We start from the raw sequence: 13935 nt of genomic DNA on the forward strand, positions 1-13935 counted from the left end.
AGAGCGACATGGGTGCCTCCGACTTCGCGAATCTGCCGCACATCGGCGACGCGCTCCGGCGCAAGGAAGACTACCGGTTCCTGACCGGGGCGGGCAATTACACCGACGACATCACGCTGGCCAACCAGTCGCACGCGGTGTTCGTGCGTTCTCCGCACGCGCATGCGCGTGTCGTCTCGGTCGACATCGCCGACGCGCTCACCATGCCCGGCGTGGTCGGCATCTTCAGCGGCAAGGACATCGAGGGCAAGATGGGCGGGCTGCCCTGCGGCTGGCTGATCAACAACCCCGACGGCACGCCGATGAAGGAGCCGATGCACCCGATCCTCGCGATCAACAAGGTGCGCTACGTCGGCGACCACGTCGCGATGGTGGTGGCCGAGACGGTCGAGCAGGCGAAGAACGCCGCCGAGGCCGTGGTGGTCGAGTACGAGGTGCTGCCCGCGCTGGTCGGTGTGGCCGATGCCGCGAAGAAGGCCGGCGGCGTCACGATCCACGACGAGGCGCCCGACAACCAGTGCTACAAGTGGGCGCTGGGCGACAAGGCGGCGGTCGATGCCGCCTTCGCGGGCGCCGCGCATGTCACCAAGCTCGACCTGGTCAACAACCGGCTGATTCCCAACCCGATCGAGCCGCGCGTGGCCATCGGCAGCTACAGCCGCGGCACCGACGACTACACGCTCTACGTCTCGAACCAGAACCCGCACGTCGAGCGGCTGCTGATGACGGCCTTCGTGCTGGGCCTGCCCGAGCACAAGGTGCGCGTGATCGCGCCCGACGTGGGCGGCGGCTTCGGCTCGAAGATCTTCCTCTACGCCGAGGACGTGTGCCTGACCTGGGCCGCCAAGCAGCTCAACCGCAACATCAAGTGGACGGCCGAGCGCTCGGAATGCTTCCTGTCGGACGCGCACGGCCGCGACCACGTGAGCCATGCCGAGATGGCGATGGACAAGGACGGCAAGTTCCTCGCGATGCGCGTGCACACCGACGCCAACCTCGGCGCCTACCTGTCGACCTTCTCGACCGCGGTGCCGACCATCCTCTACGCCACCTTGCTCGCGGGCCAGTACACCACGCCGCAGATCTACGTCGAGGTCGATGCCTGGTTCACCAACACGGCACCGGTCGATGCCTACCGCGGCGCCGGCCGGCCCGAGGCCACCTACCTGCTCGAGCGGCTGGTCTCGCGCTGCGCCTGGGAGATGAACCTGGGCCAGGACGAGATCCGCCAGCGCAACTTCATCACTGCCTTCCCGTACCAGACGCCGGTGGCGCTGCAGTACGACACCGGCGACTTCCATGCCTGCATGGACAAGGCGCGCAAGCTGGCCGAGGTCGAGGGCTATGGCCAGCGCAAGTCGGCCAGCGAGGCGGCCGGCAAGCTGCGCGGCATCGGCTACTCGAGCTACATCGAGGCCTGCGGCATCGCGCCGTCGAACATCGCGGGCGCGCTCGGCGCGCGCGCGGGCCTGTTCGAGTGCGGCGAGATCCGCGTCCATCCGACCGGCAGCGTGACCGTGTTCACCGGTTCGCACAGCCATGGCCAGGGCCACGAGACCACCTTCGCGCAGGTGGTGGCGGCGCGCCTGGGCATCGCGGTCGAGGCGGTCGACGTGGTGCACGGAGACACCGGCCGCGTGCCCTTCGGCATGGGCACCTACGGCTCGCGTTCGATCTCGGTCGGCGGCGCGGCCATCATGAAGGCGCTCGACAAGATCGAGGCCAAGGCCAAGAAGATCGCGGCGCACCTGATGGAGGCGAGCGACGCCGACATCGAGTTCGCCAACGGCGAGTTCACGGTCAAGGGCACCGACAAGAAGATCCCGTTCGGCCAGGTGGCGCTGACGGCCTACGTGCCGCACAACTACCCGCTCGACAAGCTCGAGCCGGGCCTCAACGAAACCGCCTTCTACGACCCGACCAACTTCACCTTCCCGGGCGGCACCTACATCTGCGAGGTCGAGATCGACAAGCAGACCGGCGAGGTGCGCGTGGACCGCTTCACCGCGGTCGACGACTTCGGCACCATCATCAATCCGATGATCGTCGAGGGCCAGGTGCACGGCGGGCTGGTGCAGGGCATCGGCCAGGCGCTGCTCGAGAACTGCGTCTACGACAACGAGACCGGCCAGCTGCTCACCGGCAGCTTCATGGACTACGCCATGCCGCGCGCCGCCGAGTTCCCGCAGTTCAAGCTCGACACCGTCTGCACGCCCTGCACCCACAACCCGCTGGGCACCAAGGGCTGCGGCGAGGCGGGCGCGATCGGCTCGCCGCCGGCGGTCATCAACGCCGTGCTCGATGCGCTGGCGCCGCTGGGCGTGAAGGACTTCGACATGCCGGCCTCGTCGAGCCGCGTCTGGGAAGCGATGCAGAAGGGCAGCGGCAGCGCCGCCAGCGACCCGGTGGCGCAGCAGCCCGCGCTGGCCGCCAGCACGCAGGGCCGTCCGGCCGCCTGATCGACCCCCATATTCATAAATAAAGAAGGAACCACCCCATGTACGCCTTCACGTTCGAACGGCCCGCGGCCCTGGCCGACGCCGTCAAGCTGGCAGAAGCCGGCGGCAAGCCCCTGGCGGGCGGCCAGACCCTGCTGGCCTCGATGAAGCTGCGCCTGTCGGCGCCCGAACAGCTCGTCGACCTCGGCGGCATCAAGGAACTCACCGGCATCAGGAAGGATGGCGATGCCATCGTCATCGGTGCCATGTCGCGCCACCTCGACGTGGCCAACAACGCCGAGGTGAAGGCCGCCTTCCCGGCGCTGGCCGACCTGGCCTCGCGCATCGGCGACCGGCAGGTGCGCGCGATGGGCACCATCGGCGGCTCGGTGGCCAACAACGATCCGGCCGCCTGCTATCCGAGCGCGGTGCTGGGATCGGGCGCGACCGTGATCACCACCAAGCGCGAGATCGCGGCCGACGACTTCTTCCAGGGCCTGTTCACCACCGCGCTCGAGGACGGCGAACTGATCACCGCGATCCGCTTCCCGATCCCGAAGCGCGCGGTCTACGAAAAGCTGCGCCAGAAGGCCTCGCATTTCCCGCTGGTCGGCGTGTTCCTCGCGCAGTACGACAGCGGCGTGCGTGTGGCCATCACCGGCGCGGGCAACGGCGTGTTCCGGCACGCGGGGCTCGAGGATGCGCTCAACAAGAGCTTCACCGCGGCCGCGGCGGCCGGCGTGAAGATCGACGCCAGCGAGCTCAACACCGACCTGCACGCCACGGCGGCCTACCGCGCCAACCTGATCAACGTGCTGACGCAGCGCGCGGTGACGAAGGCGCTGGGCTGATCCAGCAGCCGTCGAACACGGGCTGACCGGACGCGAAGAACGCGAAGGTTTCGCGAAGGGCGCAAAAGAACATCCGAAGAAGTTTTTCGGTTTCCCTTTCGCGCCCTTCGCGAAACCTTCGCGTCCTCTGCGTCCGGATGTCCGCTTCCCGGCGTCCTCCCTGCGGCCGTGCATTACCCTAGGCCATGACCTTCGAGACCATCGACTCCCTCACCGACGGCCTGCTGCGCGCCGGCTACTACGCCGACCGCCGGCTCGCGACCGCCGTGTTCCTCGCGCTGAAGCTGCAGCGCCCGCTGCTGCTCGAGGGCGAGCCCGGCGTGGGCAAGACCGAACTCGCGAAGGCGCTGGCCAAGGCGCTGCAGCGCGAGCTGCTGCGGCTGCAGTGCTACGACGGCCTCGAGCAGCGCGAGGCGCTCTACGAGTGGAACTACGCGGCGCAGCTGCTGCACATGCGCGCGGTCGAGGCCTCGGGCGCGGTGCGCGACGTCGAGGCCGAGGTCTACCAGCCGCACTACCTGATCCGCCGCCCGCTGCTGCAGGCGCTGCAGGCGCCGGCCCCGGGCGCGGTGCTGCTGATCGACGAGGTCGACCGCGCCGACGAGCCCTTCGAGGCCTTCCTGCTCGAGTACCTCGGCGAGTACCAGGTCAGCATCCCCGAGCTCGGCACCATCCGCGCCGAGGTGGCGCCGGTCACCATCCTCACGAGCAACCGCACGCGCGAACTCAACGACGCCGTGAAGCGGCGCTGTCTCTACCACTGGCTCGACTATCCCGAGCGCGAGCGCGAACTGGCCATCGTGCGCGCCCAGGTGCCGGGCGTGGGCGAGAAGCTGTCGGCGCAGGTGGCCGACTTCGCGGCCCGCCTGCGCAGCGCGCCTTTCGTCAACGCCTTCCAGCGCGCGCCCGGCATTGCCGAGAGCGTGGAGTGGGCGCGCGCGCTGATCGCGCTCGACACGGTCGAGCTCGATCCCGAGGTGGTGTCCGATACCGCCGGCATCCTGTTCAAGCAGCGCGACGACGTGGCGGCGCTGACGCGCGAGCTGGCGAGCGAGCTGCTGAAGCCGGAACCGGAGCAGGCCGGCGCTTGAGATGAAGCCGCGATGCAGCAACTAGGCGACGCCCGCACCGGCAAGCTGGCCGGCAACATCGCCGCCTTCGGCCGGGCGCTGCGCCGCGCGGGCGTGCGCACCGACGCCGCGCGCATCGCGCTGGCCGAGGAGGCCGCCACGCTCGTCGGCGTGGAACGCCGGCTCGACCTGAGCGCCGCGCTCGAGGCCGTGATGGTCAGCCGCGAGCAGGACCGGCTGGTGTTTCGCGAGCTGTTCGACGCCTGGTTCCGCGATCCCGAACTCGCCAACAAGCTGCTCGCGCAGATGCTGCCGAGCGCCGAGGGCAAGGCCGAGCCCTCGAAGCGCCGGCCGCGCGTGCGCGAGGCGCTGGCCGCGCCGCGCGATCCGCACAAGCCGGCGCTGGCCGCGCTGCCCGACAAGGAGGTCGAGTTCGACGCCGCCATGACCGCGAGCGACCGCCAGCGGCTGCACCACGCCGACTTCAACGCGCTGGGCGCGGCCGAATACCGGCTGGTCGAGCGGCTGGCGCGCGACATCTCGCTGCCCGTGCCGCGGCTGCCCACGCGGCGCCTGCGCCCGGCCGGCGAGAAAGGCCGCCATGCGCGCATGCACTGGCCCGGCGTGCTGCACGAGGCGGCGCGCACCGGCGGCGAGATGCTGCGCCTGCCGCGGCTGGCGCGGCGCGAACAGCCGCTGCCGCTGCTGGTGCTGGTCGACGTCTCGGGCTCGATGGAGCGCTATGCGCGGCTGCTGCTGGCCTTCCTGCACGCGGCCACACGGCGCGCGGGCCGGCGCGACGTGTTCGCCTTCGGCACCGGGCTGACCGACCTCACGCCGGCCTTCCGGCTGGCCGACACCGACGACATGCTGGCCACGGCCAGCCTCGCGATCGACGATTTCGCGGGCGGCACGCGGCTCGGCAGCTCGCTGGCCGAGCTGCGCCAGCGCCACGCGCGCCGGCTGATCGGCCGCCGCACGCTGGTGCTGGTCATCAGCGACGGGCTCGACACCGGCGAGCCGGCCCAGCTCGCGCAGGAGTTGCAGTGGCTCAAGCGCCATTCGCGCCGGCTGCTGTGGCTCAACCCGCTGCTGCGCTTCGAGGGCTACGCCCCTTTGGCGCGTGGGGCCGGCGTGCTGCACCGCCATGCGGACGCGATGCTCGCGGTTCACAATCTCAGCGCACTCGAACAGCTGGCCGCGAGTCTCGCGGCGCTGATGCGGTCGGGACGCTAGCGTTCTCCCGGCCGCGACGGGACAGGATCACAAGAAGGAAAGACCACCATGGAAATGCTCGGTAACCGCCGGCTCGCCATCACCCAGCAGCAGGCCTGGGAGGCGCTCAACGACCCGGAAACGCTCAAGAAGTGCATTCCCGGCTGCGACAAGTTCGAGCTGACCGGCGAGAACACCTACAGCGTGGGCCTCGCGGTCAAGATCGGCCCGGTGTCGGCCAAGTTCAGCGGCAAGGTGATGCTCTCGGACATCGTCGCGCCCGACGGCTACAAGCTCAGCTTCGAAGGGCAGGGCGGCGTGGCCGGCTTCGCCAAGGGCTCGTCGAGCGTGACCTTGCGGCCGCTGGCCGATGCCGCGCCGGCGGCGGCGCCCGCTGACGCCCCCGTGGACGCATCCGTGGACGCACCCGCGGCCGAGGGCGCGGAGAGCGCGCCCGCCGCCGCCCCGGTCGGCTGCGAGCTCGACTACACCGTGCAGGCCCAGGTCGGCGGCAAGATCGCCCAGCTCGGCCAGCGCCTGATCGACGGCGCGGCCAAGTCCACGGCCGACGATTTCTTCAAGCGCTTCGAAGCCGAAATGCAAAGCCGCTACGGCCCGCCGCCGGCCGCCGCGTCCGAGAATGCGGAAGCGCCGGCCGAGAAGACCGGCGCGGTGGCCGGCTTCATGAAGAAGATCGGACTCGGCAAGAAATCGGACAAGGACGCCGAGCCCGGCACGGGCGGCGATTCCTCCAGCGGCGGCTGAGACGGCCGTCAGGCTCCGGCTCCCACGAAAGAAGACGCGATGGAAAACCTCGACGTGATGGTGCTGCGCACGCTGCGCGACTGGCGGCGTGCCGGCAAGCGCGCGCTGCTGACCACGGTGGTGCGCACCTGGGGCTCGTCGCCGCGGCCCGTGGGCTCGATCATGGCGCTGGCCGAGGACGGCGCGGTGGTCGGGTCGGTCTCGGGCGGCTGCATCGAGGACGACCTGATCGCGCGCTACAGCCATGCCCACGGCCAGGCCGAGGAGGTGCCGCTGGGCGCGCCGCCCGCGCTGGTGAAGTACGGCATCACGGCCGACGAGGCGCACCGCTTCGGCCTGCCCTGCGGCGGCACGCTCGAGCTGCTGCTCGAGTACGCGCCTGACGCGGGGGCGCTCGACACGCTGGTGTCGCAGCTCGAGCAGGGCCGGCTGATGCGGCGCACCGTCGAGCTGGCCACGGGCGTGGTGCGGCTCGAGGAGGCCAAGGCGCCCGACGAACTCACGGTCAACGACACCGAGCTCGCCAACACCTTCGGCCCCGAGTACCGCATGCTGCTGATCGGCGCCGGCCAGCTCGCCGAATACCTCGCGACCATGGCCAAGTTCAGCGGCTTCGCGGTCACCTTGTGCGATCCGCGCGCCGAGTACCGCACCGCCTGGTCGCTGCCCGGCGTGCAGATCACCACCGAGATGCCCGACGACGCGGTGCTGGCCTTCCGGCCCGATCGCCGCAGCTGCGTGGTGGCGCTCACGCACGACCCCAAGCTCGACGACCTCGCGCTGCTCGAGGCGCTGCAGAGCGATGCCTTCTACGTCGGCGCCATCGGTTCGCGCCGCAACGCCGACGCGCGGCGCGACCGCATGATCGAGCACTTCGACCAGACCGCCGAATCGCTGGCGCGGCTGCGCGGGCCGATCGGCATCTACATCGGCAGCAAGACGCCGCCCGAGATCGCGGTCAGCGTGATGGCGGAGATCCTCGCGGTGAAGAACGCCGTGCCGTTGCCGCGCGAGATGGAAGTGGCGCGCGCCAAGGAGCGGCTGTTGCCGGCCTGAGCCGCAGGGTCTATTCGACGCCGAGCAGGTCGTAGATGCGCCGCACGTAGAGGCCGAACTCGCCACTGGTCTTGATGTGCAGCGTGCGCGGCGCGGGCAGCTTGATCGGAAAGAAGTCGGCCATGCGCGCCGGCCCCGCGGTGAGCACCGCGCAGTGCGAGCCGAGGAACACCGCCTCCTGGATGCTGTGCGTGACCACCACGAAGGTGGTGCGGCTGCGCTCCCAGATCCGCAGCATCTCGAGGTTCATCTTCTCGCGCGTGAGCGCATCGAGCGCGCCGAAGGGCTCGTCCATCAGCACCAGCTTCGGTTCATGGATCAGCGCGCGCGCGATCGCGGCGCGCTGCTGCATGCCGCCCGAGAGCTCGTAGGGCCGCTTGTCGGCGAAGCCCGCGAGGCCGACCATCTCGAGCAGTTCGTGCGCGCGTTGCGTCGCGGCCTTGCGGTCGAGGCCGAGGATGTCGGCCGGCAGCAGCACGTTCTCGAGGATGGTGCGCCACTTCAAGAGCAGCGGCTGCTGGAACACCATGCCCACGTCGCGGCCCGGTTCGAAGGCCTGGCCGCCGCCGATCTCCAGCGTGCCGCCGTCGTGGCCGTGCAGGCCCGCGAGGATCTTCAGCAGCGTCGACTTGCCGCAGCCCGAGGGGCCGACCAGCGACACCATGTCGCCCGCGTGGATGTCCATCGTGACGTCGGAGACGGCGAGAAATTCCTGGTCGCGGCGGCGGTAGACCTTGCGCAGGCCGCGCATGCGGATCAGCGGCGCCTCGACCTCGGCGCGGGCTCCCGTGCGGACGGCGGTCTCGCTCATGCGAGCCACCGTGCGAGGTTGTCGCGCACGAAGGCATCGTCGGCGAGGTCGCCGTGCGCGGCGTACACGCGGTCGATCTCCACCGACTGGCCCGCGCCCAGGCCCTCGGCCGGGTCGAGGCACCAGATGCCCTCGAGCAGGCCCTGGCGCCGCAGCACCTCGTGGCAGCCCGCGATGCAGCCGTGGAAGTTGTTCGCCACGTCGAAGAAGGCGGCGTTGCAGTCGGTCACGCGCGCATCGAGCGCGAGCAGCTCGGGGCTCAGGTTGCCGTGGCCGGCCGCCAGCTCGGCCTGGATGCGCGCGAGCAGCTGCACCGCGCCCGCGGTCCACACCGACCAGTGGCCCAGCAGCCCGCCGCGAAAACGCACCTGCACCGGCGCGCCGTCGCGCATGGCCGCGAAGGGCAGGGCGAGGTCGAGCACGATGTGGTCGTCGTTGCCGGTGTAGAGGAACACGCGTTCCTCGGCGCGCGCCTCGACCACGCCGCGCACCACGTCGATGGTGCGGTAGCGGTTGAAGGGCGCGACCTTGATCGCGAGCACGTTCGGGATCGAGGCGAAGCGGCGCCAGAAGCCGCTCGACAGCACCGGGCCGCCGACCACGGTCTGCAGGTAGAAGCCGATCAGCGGGATCTCCCGCGCGACCGCCTCGCAGTGGGCGATCAACGCGTCCTCCGAGGCGCCGGCCAGCGCGGCCAGGCTCAAGAGGCCCGCGTGGTAGCCGAGCGAGACGGCGGTGCGGGCCTCGGCGCTCGCCTGCGCGGTGGGGCCGCAGAGGCCGGCGATCATCGCCATCGGGCGGTCGCTCCAGGCCAGGCGGTCAGTCATGGCGGCCTCGAGCACCTCGGCATAGAGGCCGCGCTCGCGGATCGCGAACTGCGTGGTGTGCACGCCGACCGCGAGCCCGCCCGCGCCGGCATCGACGTAGTAGCGCGTGAGCGCGCGCTGGCGCCGGCGGTCGAAGCGGCGCCCGGCGTCGAGCGCGAGCGGATGGGCCGGGATCACGGTGCCCTTGGCGAGCAGCGCGAGCACGTCGGCGGGCAGGTCGGAGCGGTTCAATGGCATGTGCGAAGTCCTCAGCCGAACTCGGGGCCGGCAATGGCGTGGATGAACGAGGGATGACCGGCCGGCGCCGCCACGCCCGCGGGCGGCAGCGCCATGCGCGCGAAGCCGCGCTGGGGCTCGAAGCCGGCCGCGCGCAGCGCCTGCGCGAGTTGCGCGCGGCCGTCGGGCACGTCGATCAGCACCGGGCCGGCGATACCGGCGAGCGCGCGCGGCAGCAGCGCGCGGGCGTGGGCCTCGTCGGCCGCGAGCAGCGGGCCGATGTGATGGGCGACGCGGCCTTCGCGCACGACGGCGAAGGCGCGGCCATCGCGCACGCAGCGGCTGCCCGGGCGCGCGAGCAGGTCGGCGAGCACCTGGGGGCGGGCGAGGCCCAGGGCCTCGGTGTCGAGCGCGGCGAGCGGCGCCGCATCGGGCCGGTCGACCGGCGCGGGATCGGCCGCGTGCGCGAGCGCCTCGCGGCGCCAGCGCGTGAGCCGCCACAGCGGCGCGAAACCGAAGCTCGCATAGAGCGGTTCGCCCTGCGGCGTGGCATCGAGCATCGCGATGCGGCCCTGCGCGCGCACGCGCTCGAGGCAGTGCGCGAACACCGCGCGGCCCAGGCCCTGTCCGCGCGCGGCGGGGGTCACGAGGATCATGCTGATCCAGGCGGCGCCGGGCTGGTTGCGCGGCGCGTCGGTTGCGCGCTCCAGCGGCAGCACCGCGCCGCTCGCGACGATCGTTCCTTCGCCGTCGCGTATCGCATGCACGCTGCCGAGCCGCTCGAACAGCCGCCAGTCCGCCGCGAGCTGGTTCCAGCCGCTGGCCGCGACCAGCGCGTCCAGCTGCGGCAGGTCGCGCGGCGAGAGCGCGTCCAGCGTTTCGACGGTGACGGGGACGGGCATGGTGTCTTCCTTCAGTACTTGCCGTCGCGCGATTCGAACTTGGTCGGCTTGCCGTACTGGCGCTGCTCGCGCGCGATCCAGTCGGCAACCCAGCCCACGAGCTGCGACAGCGGCACGCGCGGATAGCCGAACAGGCGCTCGGCCTCGCCGGTGTTCATGAGCCAGGCGGTGGGCGCCTCGCTGCCCGCGATCTGCACCGGCTTGCCGAAGCGGCGGCCGAACTCCTCGGCCAGCCAGCGGATCGAGGTGGTCTCGGGGCCGCTCACGTTGAGCGGCGAGGTCGGCACCGTCGCGGCCGCGAGGCAGCGCAGCGCCTGCGCGTTGGCGTCGCCCTGCCAGATCACGTTGACGTGGCCCATGGTCACGTCCACCGGCTCGCCGCGCCAGACCTTGCCGGCCACGTCGGCCAGCACGCCGTAGCGCAGGTCGATGGCGTAGCTCAGGCGGAACAGCCGGCCCGGCGTGCCGTGGCGCTGCGAGAAGTACTCGAACATGCGCTCGCGGCCCACGCAGGAGTTGGCGTACTCGCCGGGCGGATTGGGCGCCTCGCTCTCGTGCGCGCCCTGGCCGATCACCGGCACGAAGGGATAGACGCAGGCGGTGGAGAAGGCCACGATGCGCGAGCCGCTGAAGTGCTGCGCCACCAGCGCCGGCACGTGCGCGTTCATGGCCCAGGTCAGCGGGTTGTTGGCATCGGCGCCGAACTTGCGCCCGGCCATGAAAACCACGTTGGGCGTGCGCGGCAGCTTCGCGATCGCCTCGGCGTCGAGCAGGTCGCAGGCCAGGGTCTCGATGCCGTGCGCCTCGAGCGCCTCGCGCACGCCGGCCTCGCTGAAGCGCGCCACCGCGATCACGCGCCGGCCCGGCATCGCGTTCTTCGCCAGCCGCGCGAGCGTCGGGCCCATCTTGCCGCCGACGCCGAGCACCATCAGGTCGCCGTCGATGCGCGCCATGTCGCGCAGCAGGTCGCGCGAGGGCGTGGCGAGGTAGTCCTCGAGCGCGGCCTCGGTGTCGAAGCGTTCGGGGAAGGGGAGGTCGTCGAGCACAGGCGTGGTGGTGTTCATTGGATTCGGGCGTCCTGGGTGATGAAGAGGCGCTCCAGCAGCAGCACCAGCAGGTAGAGCAGCACGCCCAGGCCGGTGATGAGGAGCACGGCCATGAAGACCGCGGGGGTGTCGAGCGAGGCCTGCACCTGGATCATCAGGTAGCCCAGGCCGCGCTCCGACGCGATGAACTCGCCCACCACCGCACCCGCGACCGCGAGGATGGTGGCGACCTTCATGCCCGAGAACACGTAGGGCAGCGAGCCCGGCAGCTGGATGTAGCGGAACAGCTGCCAGCGCGAGCCCTTGAGCGCGCGCACGAGGTCGAGCAGTTCGGGCTCGGTCTCGTTGAGGCCGCGGATGGTGGTCAGCAGGATCGGGAAGAAGCACAGGCTGAAGGTGATCAGGATGTTCGGCCCGATGCCATAGCTGAACCACACGATCACCAGCGGGCCCATCGCCACCTTCGGGATCATGTTGAGCGTGACCAGCAGCGGGAAGGCCACCAGCATCAGCCGCCGGCTGGTGACGAACAGCAGCGCGCAGAGGATGCCGAGCACCAGGCCCAGCACGTAGCCGCCGAACACCTCGAGCGCGGTGACGCCGGTGTTCATGAGCCAGGCGTGCTGCGGATTGGCCAGGGTGGCGAGCACCTTCGACGGCGCCGGCAGCACGAAGGGCTGGATCTGGAAGGCGCGCACCGCGAACTCCCACAGCAGCACCGCCGCGATGTGCACCGCGACCACCACGGCCCAGCGCTGCCAGGCGGGGCGTTCGCCGGACAGCGGCGCGGAGCTTGCGGTGGGCGGGGAGGCGCCGTCGGATGCCGTCATCTCAATTCCTGTGGAAGGAAACAATGCGGCGGATCATAGGCAGGCTGGCCCATCGAGTCAACCAACCAGTTGATAAAAAGCGGCACGAGGGCCGCGGGCGCTCAGGGCCGCAGTGCGTTGAGCGCGAACTCGATCACGTGGCGCCGGCGCTTGAGCAGCGCGCCGCGCGCGTCGAGCGGCGTGCCGAAGATGGCCGACAGCGTGTGGTTGTTCGAGAAGAAGAAGTAGGAGATGCCGGCGATCGAGATGTAGAGGTTGATCGCGTCGAAGTCGGCGCGGAACACGCCCGCGGCCACGCCGCGCTCGAGCGTGGCCTCGAGCATCTCGATGAAGGGCGAGTGCATCTTCTGCAGCCGTTCCGACTCGTGCAGGTGCTCGCCGCGGTTGCGGTTCTCGTCGGCCAGCATGGCGATGAACTCGGGATGCTCGGCCAGGTAGTCGAAGGAGAAGGCCACCAGCTGCGCCATCGCCTCGCGCGGCTCGAGCGCGCCGAGCTCGAGCTTCTGTTCCTTCTCGCGGATCTCGGCATAGACCGATTCGAGCGCCACCAAGTACAGCCCCTGCTTGCTCTCGAAGTAGTGGTAGACGAGCTGCTTGTTCACGCCCGCGGCGGAGGCGATCTCGTCGACGCGCGCGCCCGCGAAGCCCTTGGTCGCGAACTCGGCGACCGCGGCGGCGATCAGCGCCTGCTTGGCGGCGACTGGGTCGCGCTCGCGGCGCGTGGCGACGGGGGCTGCGGCCGCGGGGGTGGCGGCGGGCGCGGCGGCGGACTTGCGGGAGGTGGCGGAAGGCATGGTCGGATTCTGTCTCCAGGGCGGGAAGGCTTCGATTGCCTGTCAACCAAACAGTTGGTAATATGAATTTCAGGATCTGTTTGTACCTTCTTTTGGAGTGAGCTGCATGAAAAAGCTGTTGTCGGTGGCTGGCGCCGCCGCCGTTCTCGCGCTGCAGGGCCCCGCGGCATTCGCCGCCGATTCCATGAGCCTGATGCTCAACTGGACGCCCACGGCGGACCATGCGCCGCTCTACTACGCGAAGTCCAAGGGTTGGTATTCGGAGGCCGGTATCGACCTCAACATCGAGGCCGGCAAGGGCTCGGCCGTGTCGGCGCAGCGCGTGGGCACGGGCGGCAGCGAGCTCGGCATCTCCGACCTGCCGACCACCATCCAGGCGCGCGGCAAGGGCGCCGACGTGAAGGCGCTGATGGTGATCTACGCCAACAGCCCGCAGGGCTTCTACTGGCTCAAGTCCTCGGGCATCCAGGGGCCGAAGGACTTCGCGGGCCGCAAGATCGGCAATCCGCCGGGCGACGCCGCGCGCCTGATGTGGCCGGCCTTCGCCAAGAAGACCGGGCTCGATCCGGCCAGCGTGAGCTTCGTCAACGTGAGCCCGCAGGCCAAGGTGGCGGCGCTCAAGAGCAAGTCGGTCGACATCATCAGCGACTTCTACAACGAGCACGACCTCAAGGTGCGCGAGTTCGGCGACGACCTCGGCTTCCAGCCCTGGCGCGGCGCGGGCGTGAACGTCTACGGCAACTCGCTGATCGTCAACGGCGCCTACCTCGCGAAGAAGCCCGAGCAGGTGAAGAAGTTCGTCGCCGTCACGCAGCGCGCCTACGAGGCCTGCGTGAAGGACTTCGCGCCCTGCCTGCAGGCGCTGACCGCGAGCGTGAGCGGCCTGTCGCCCGACAACCAGCGCGACCAGTGGGAACGCATCAAGCAGCTGATGCGCGACGACACCACCACCAAGGTGGCGCTCGGCGCCTTCGATGGCGCGCGCGTGAAGGCCGACTACGAGCTGGTCTCGTCGCTGATCGGCATCGAGAAGCCCTACGACCCCGCGCTGCTGTTCAGCAACGACTTCCTCGACAAGAGCGTGCGCATGGCGCCCTGAGCGCTTTGCGCGCCG

At 70.4% G+C, this 13935-nt stretch carries 13 protein-coding genes; 7 read left to right on the forward strand and 6 right to left on the reverse strand.

Annotated features, from left to right (window positions below):
* The first annotated feature begins 8 nt into the window (after positions 1 to 8).
* The 6 genes from AC07RV_RS12285 (at position 9) to AC07RV_RS12310 (ending at position 7395) form a co-directional block, all read left to right on the forward strand.
* A complete protein-coding gene (locus AC07RV_RS12285) occupies positions 9 to 2459 on the forward strand; it encodes a xanthine dehydrogenase family protein molybdopterin-binding subunit (protein ID WP_296781672.1) in 2451 nt (816 codons plus the stop codon).
* 38 nt (positions 2460 to 2497) lie between these two features.
* Positions 2498 to 3289, forward strand: coding sequence for an FAD binding domain-containing protein (locus AC07RV_RS12290; protein ID WP_296781673.1), 792 nt, complete (start codon positions 2498 to 2500; stop codon positions 3287 to 3289).
* A gap of 185 nt (positions 3290 to 3474) precedes the next feature.
* Positions 3475 to 4380 (forward strand): AAA family ATPase, encoded by a 906-nt coding sequence (locus AC07RV_RS12295; protein ID WP_203205054.1) that lies wholly within the window; start codon positions 3475 to 3477, stop codon positions 4378 to 4380.
* A 12-nt stretch (positions 4381 to 4392) separates the two neighbouring features.
* Entirely contained in the window at positions 4393 to 5595 is a 1203-nt protein-coding gene (locus AC07RV_RS12300; RefSeq protein ID WP_296781674.1) for a vWA domain-containing protein, read from the forward strand.
* A gap of 48 nt (positions 5596 to 5643) precedes the next feature.
* Entirely contained in the window at positions 5644 to 6339 is a 696-nt protein-coding gene (locus tag AC07RV_RS12305; protein WP_296781675.1) for an SRPBCC family protein, read from the forward strand.
* Positions 6340 to 6378: 39 nt separating this feature from the next.
* Positions 6379 to 7395 carry an XdhC family protein gene (locus tag AC07RV_RS12310; RefSeq protein ID WP_203205057.1) on the forward strand — a complete coding sequence of 339 codons (1017 nt, stop codon included), beginning with the start codon at positions 6379 to 6381 and terminating at the stop codon, positions 7393 to 7395.
* A 10-nt stretch (positions 7396 to 7405) separates the two neighbouring features.
* Here the strand turns inward: AC07RV_RS12310 and AC07RV_RS12315 are convergent, their stop codons facing one another.
* The 6 genes from AC07RV_RS12315 to AC07RV_RS12340 form a co-directional block, all read right to left on the reverse strand.
* Complete coding sequence (locus AC07RV_RS12315; RefSeq protein ID WP_296781676.1) at positions 7406 to 8206, reverse strand: ABC transporter ATP-binding protein; 801 nt, start codon at positions 8204 to 8206, stop codon at positions 7406 to 7408.
* On the reverse strand, positions 8203 to 9270 hold the full coding sequence (locus AC07RV_RS12320) for a dihydrodipicolinate synthase family protein (RefSeq protein WP_296781677.1): 1068 nt from the start codon (positions 9268 to 9270) through the stop codon (positions 8203 to 8205). The genes AC07RV_RS12315 and AC07RV_RS12320 overlap by 4 nt, the downstream gene beginning before the upstream one ends.
* Positions 9271 to 9281: 11 nt before the next feature.
* Positions 9282 to 10151, reverse strand: coding sequence for a GNAT family N-acetyltransferase (locus AC07RV_RS12325; protein ID WP_296781678.1), 870 nt, complete (start codon positions 10149 to 10151; stop codon positions 9282 to 9284).
* Between the two features lie 11 nt (positions 10152 to 10162).
* Complete coding sequence (locus tag AC07RV_RS12330; RefSeq protein WP_296781679.1) at positions 10163 to 11215, reverse strand: NAD-dependent epimerase/dehydratase family protein; 1053 nt, start codon at positions 11213 to 11215, stop codon at positions 10163 to 10165.
* Positions 11212 to 12027, reverse strand: coding sequence for an ABC transporter permease (locus AC07RV_RS12335; RefSeq protein ID WP_209541145.1), 816 nt, complete (start codon positions 12025 to 12027; stop codon positions 11212 to 11214). Before AC07RV_RS12335 ends, AC07RV_RS12330 begins: the two co-directional genes overlap by 4 nt.
* 101 nt (positions 12028 to 12128) lie before the next feature.
* Positions 12129 to 12821 carry a TetR family transcriptional regulator gene (locus tag AC07RV_RS12340; RefSeq protein WP_296781680.1) on the reverse strand — a complete coding sequence of 231 codons (693 nt, stop codon included), beginning with the start codon at positions 12819 to 12821 and terminating at the stop codon, positions 12129 to 12131.
* A 106-nt stretch (positions 12822 to 12927) separates the two neighbouring features.
* Between AC07RV_RS12340 and AC07RV_RS12345 the strand changes: the two genes are divergently transcribed.
* The gene (locus AC07RV_RS12345; protein ID WP_256222777.1) at positions 12928 to 13920 is read left to right on the forward strand and encodes an ABC transporter substrate-binding protein; all 993 of its coding nucleotides are present in this window, start codon (positions 12928 to 12930) and stop codon (positions 13918 to 13920) included.
* The last annotated feature ends 15 nt before the right edge of the window (positions 13921 to 13935 follow it).

Source organism: Variovorax sp. GW821-FHT09B01 (assembly GCF_059418345.1).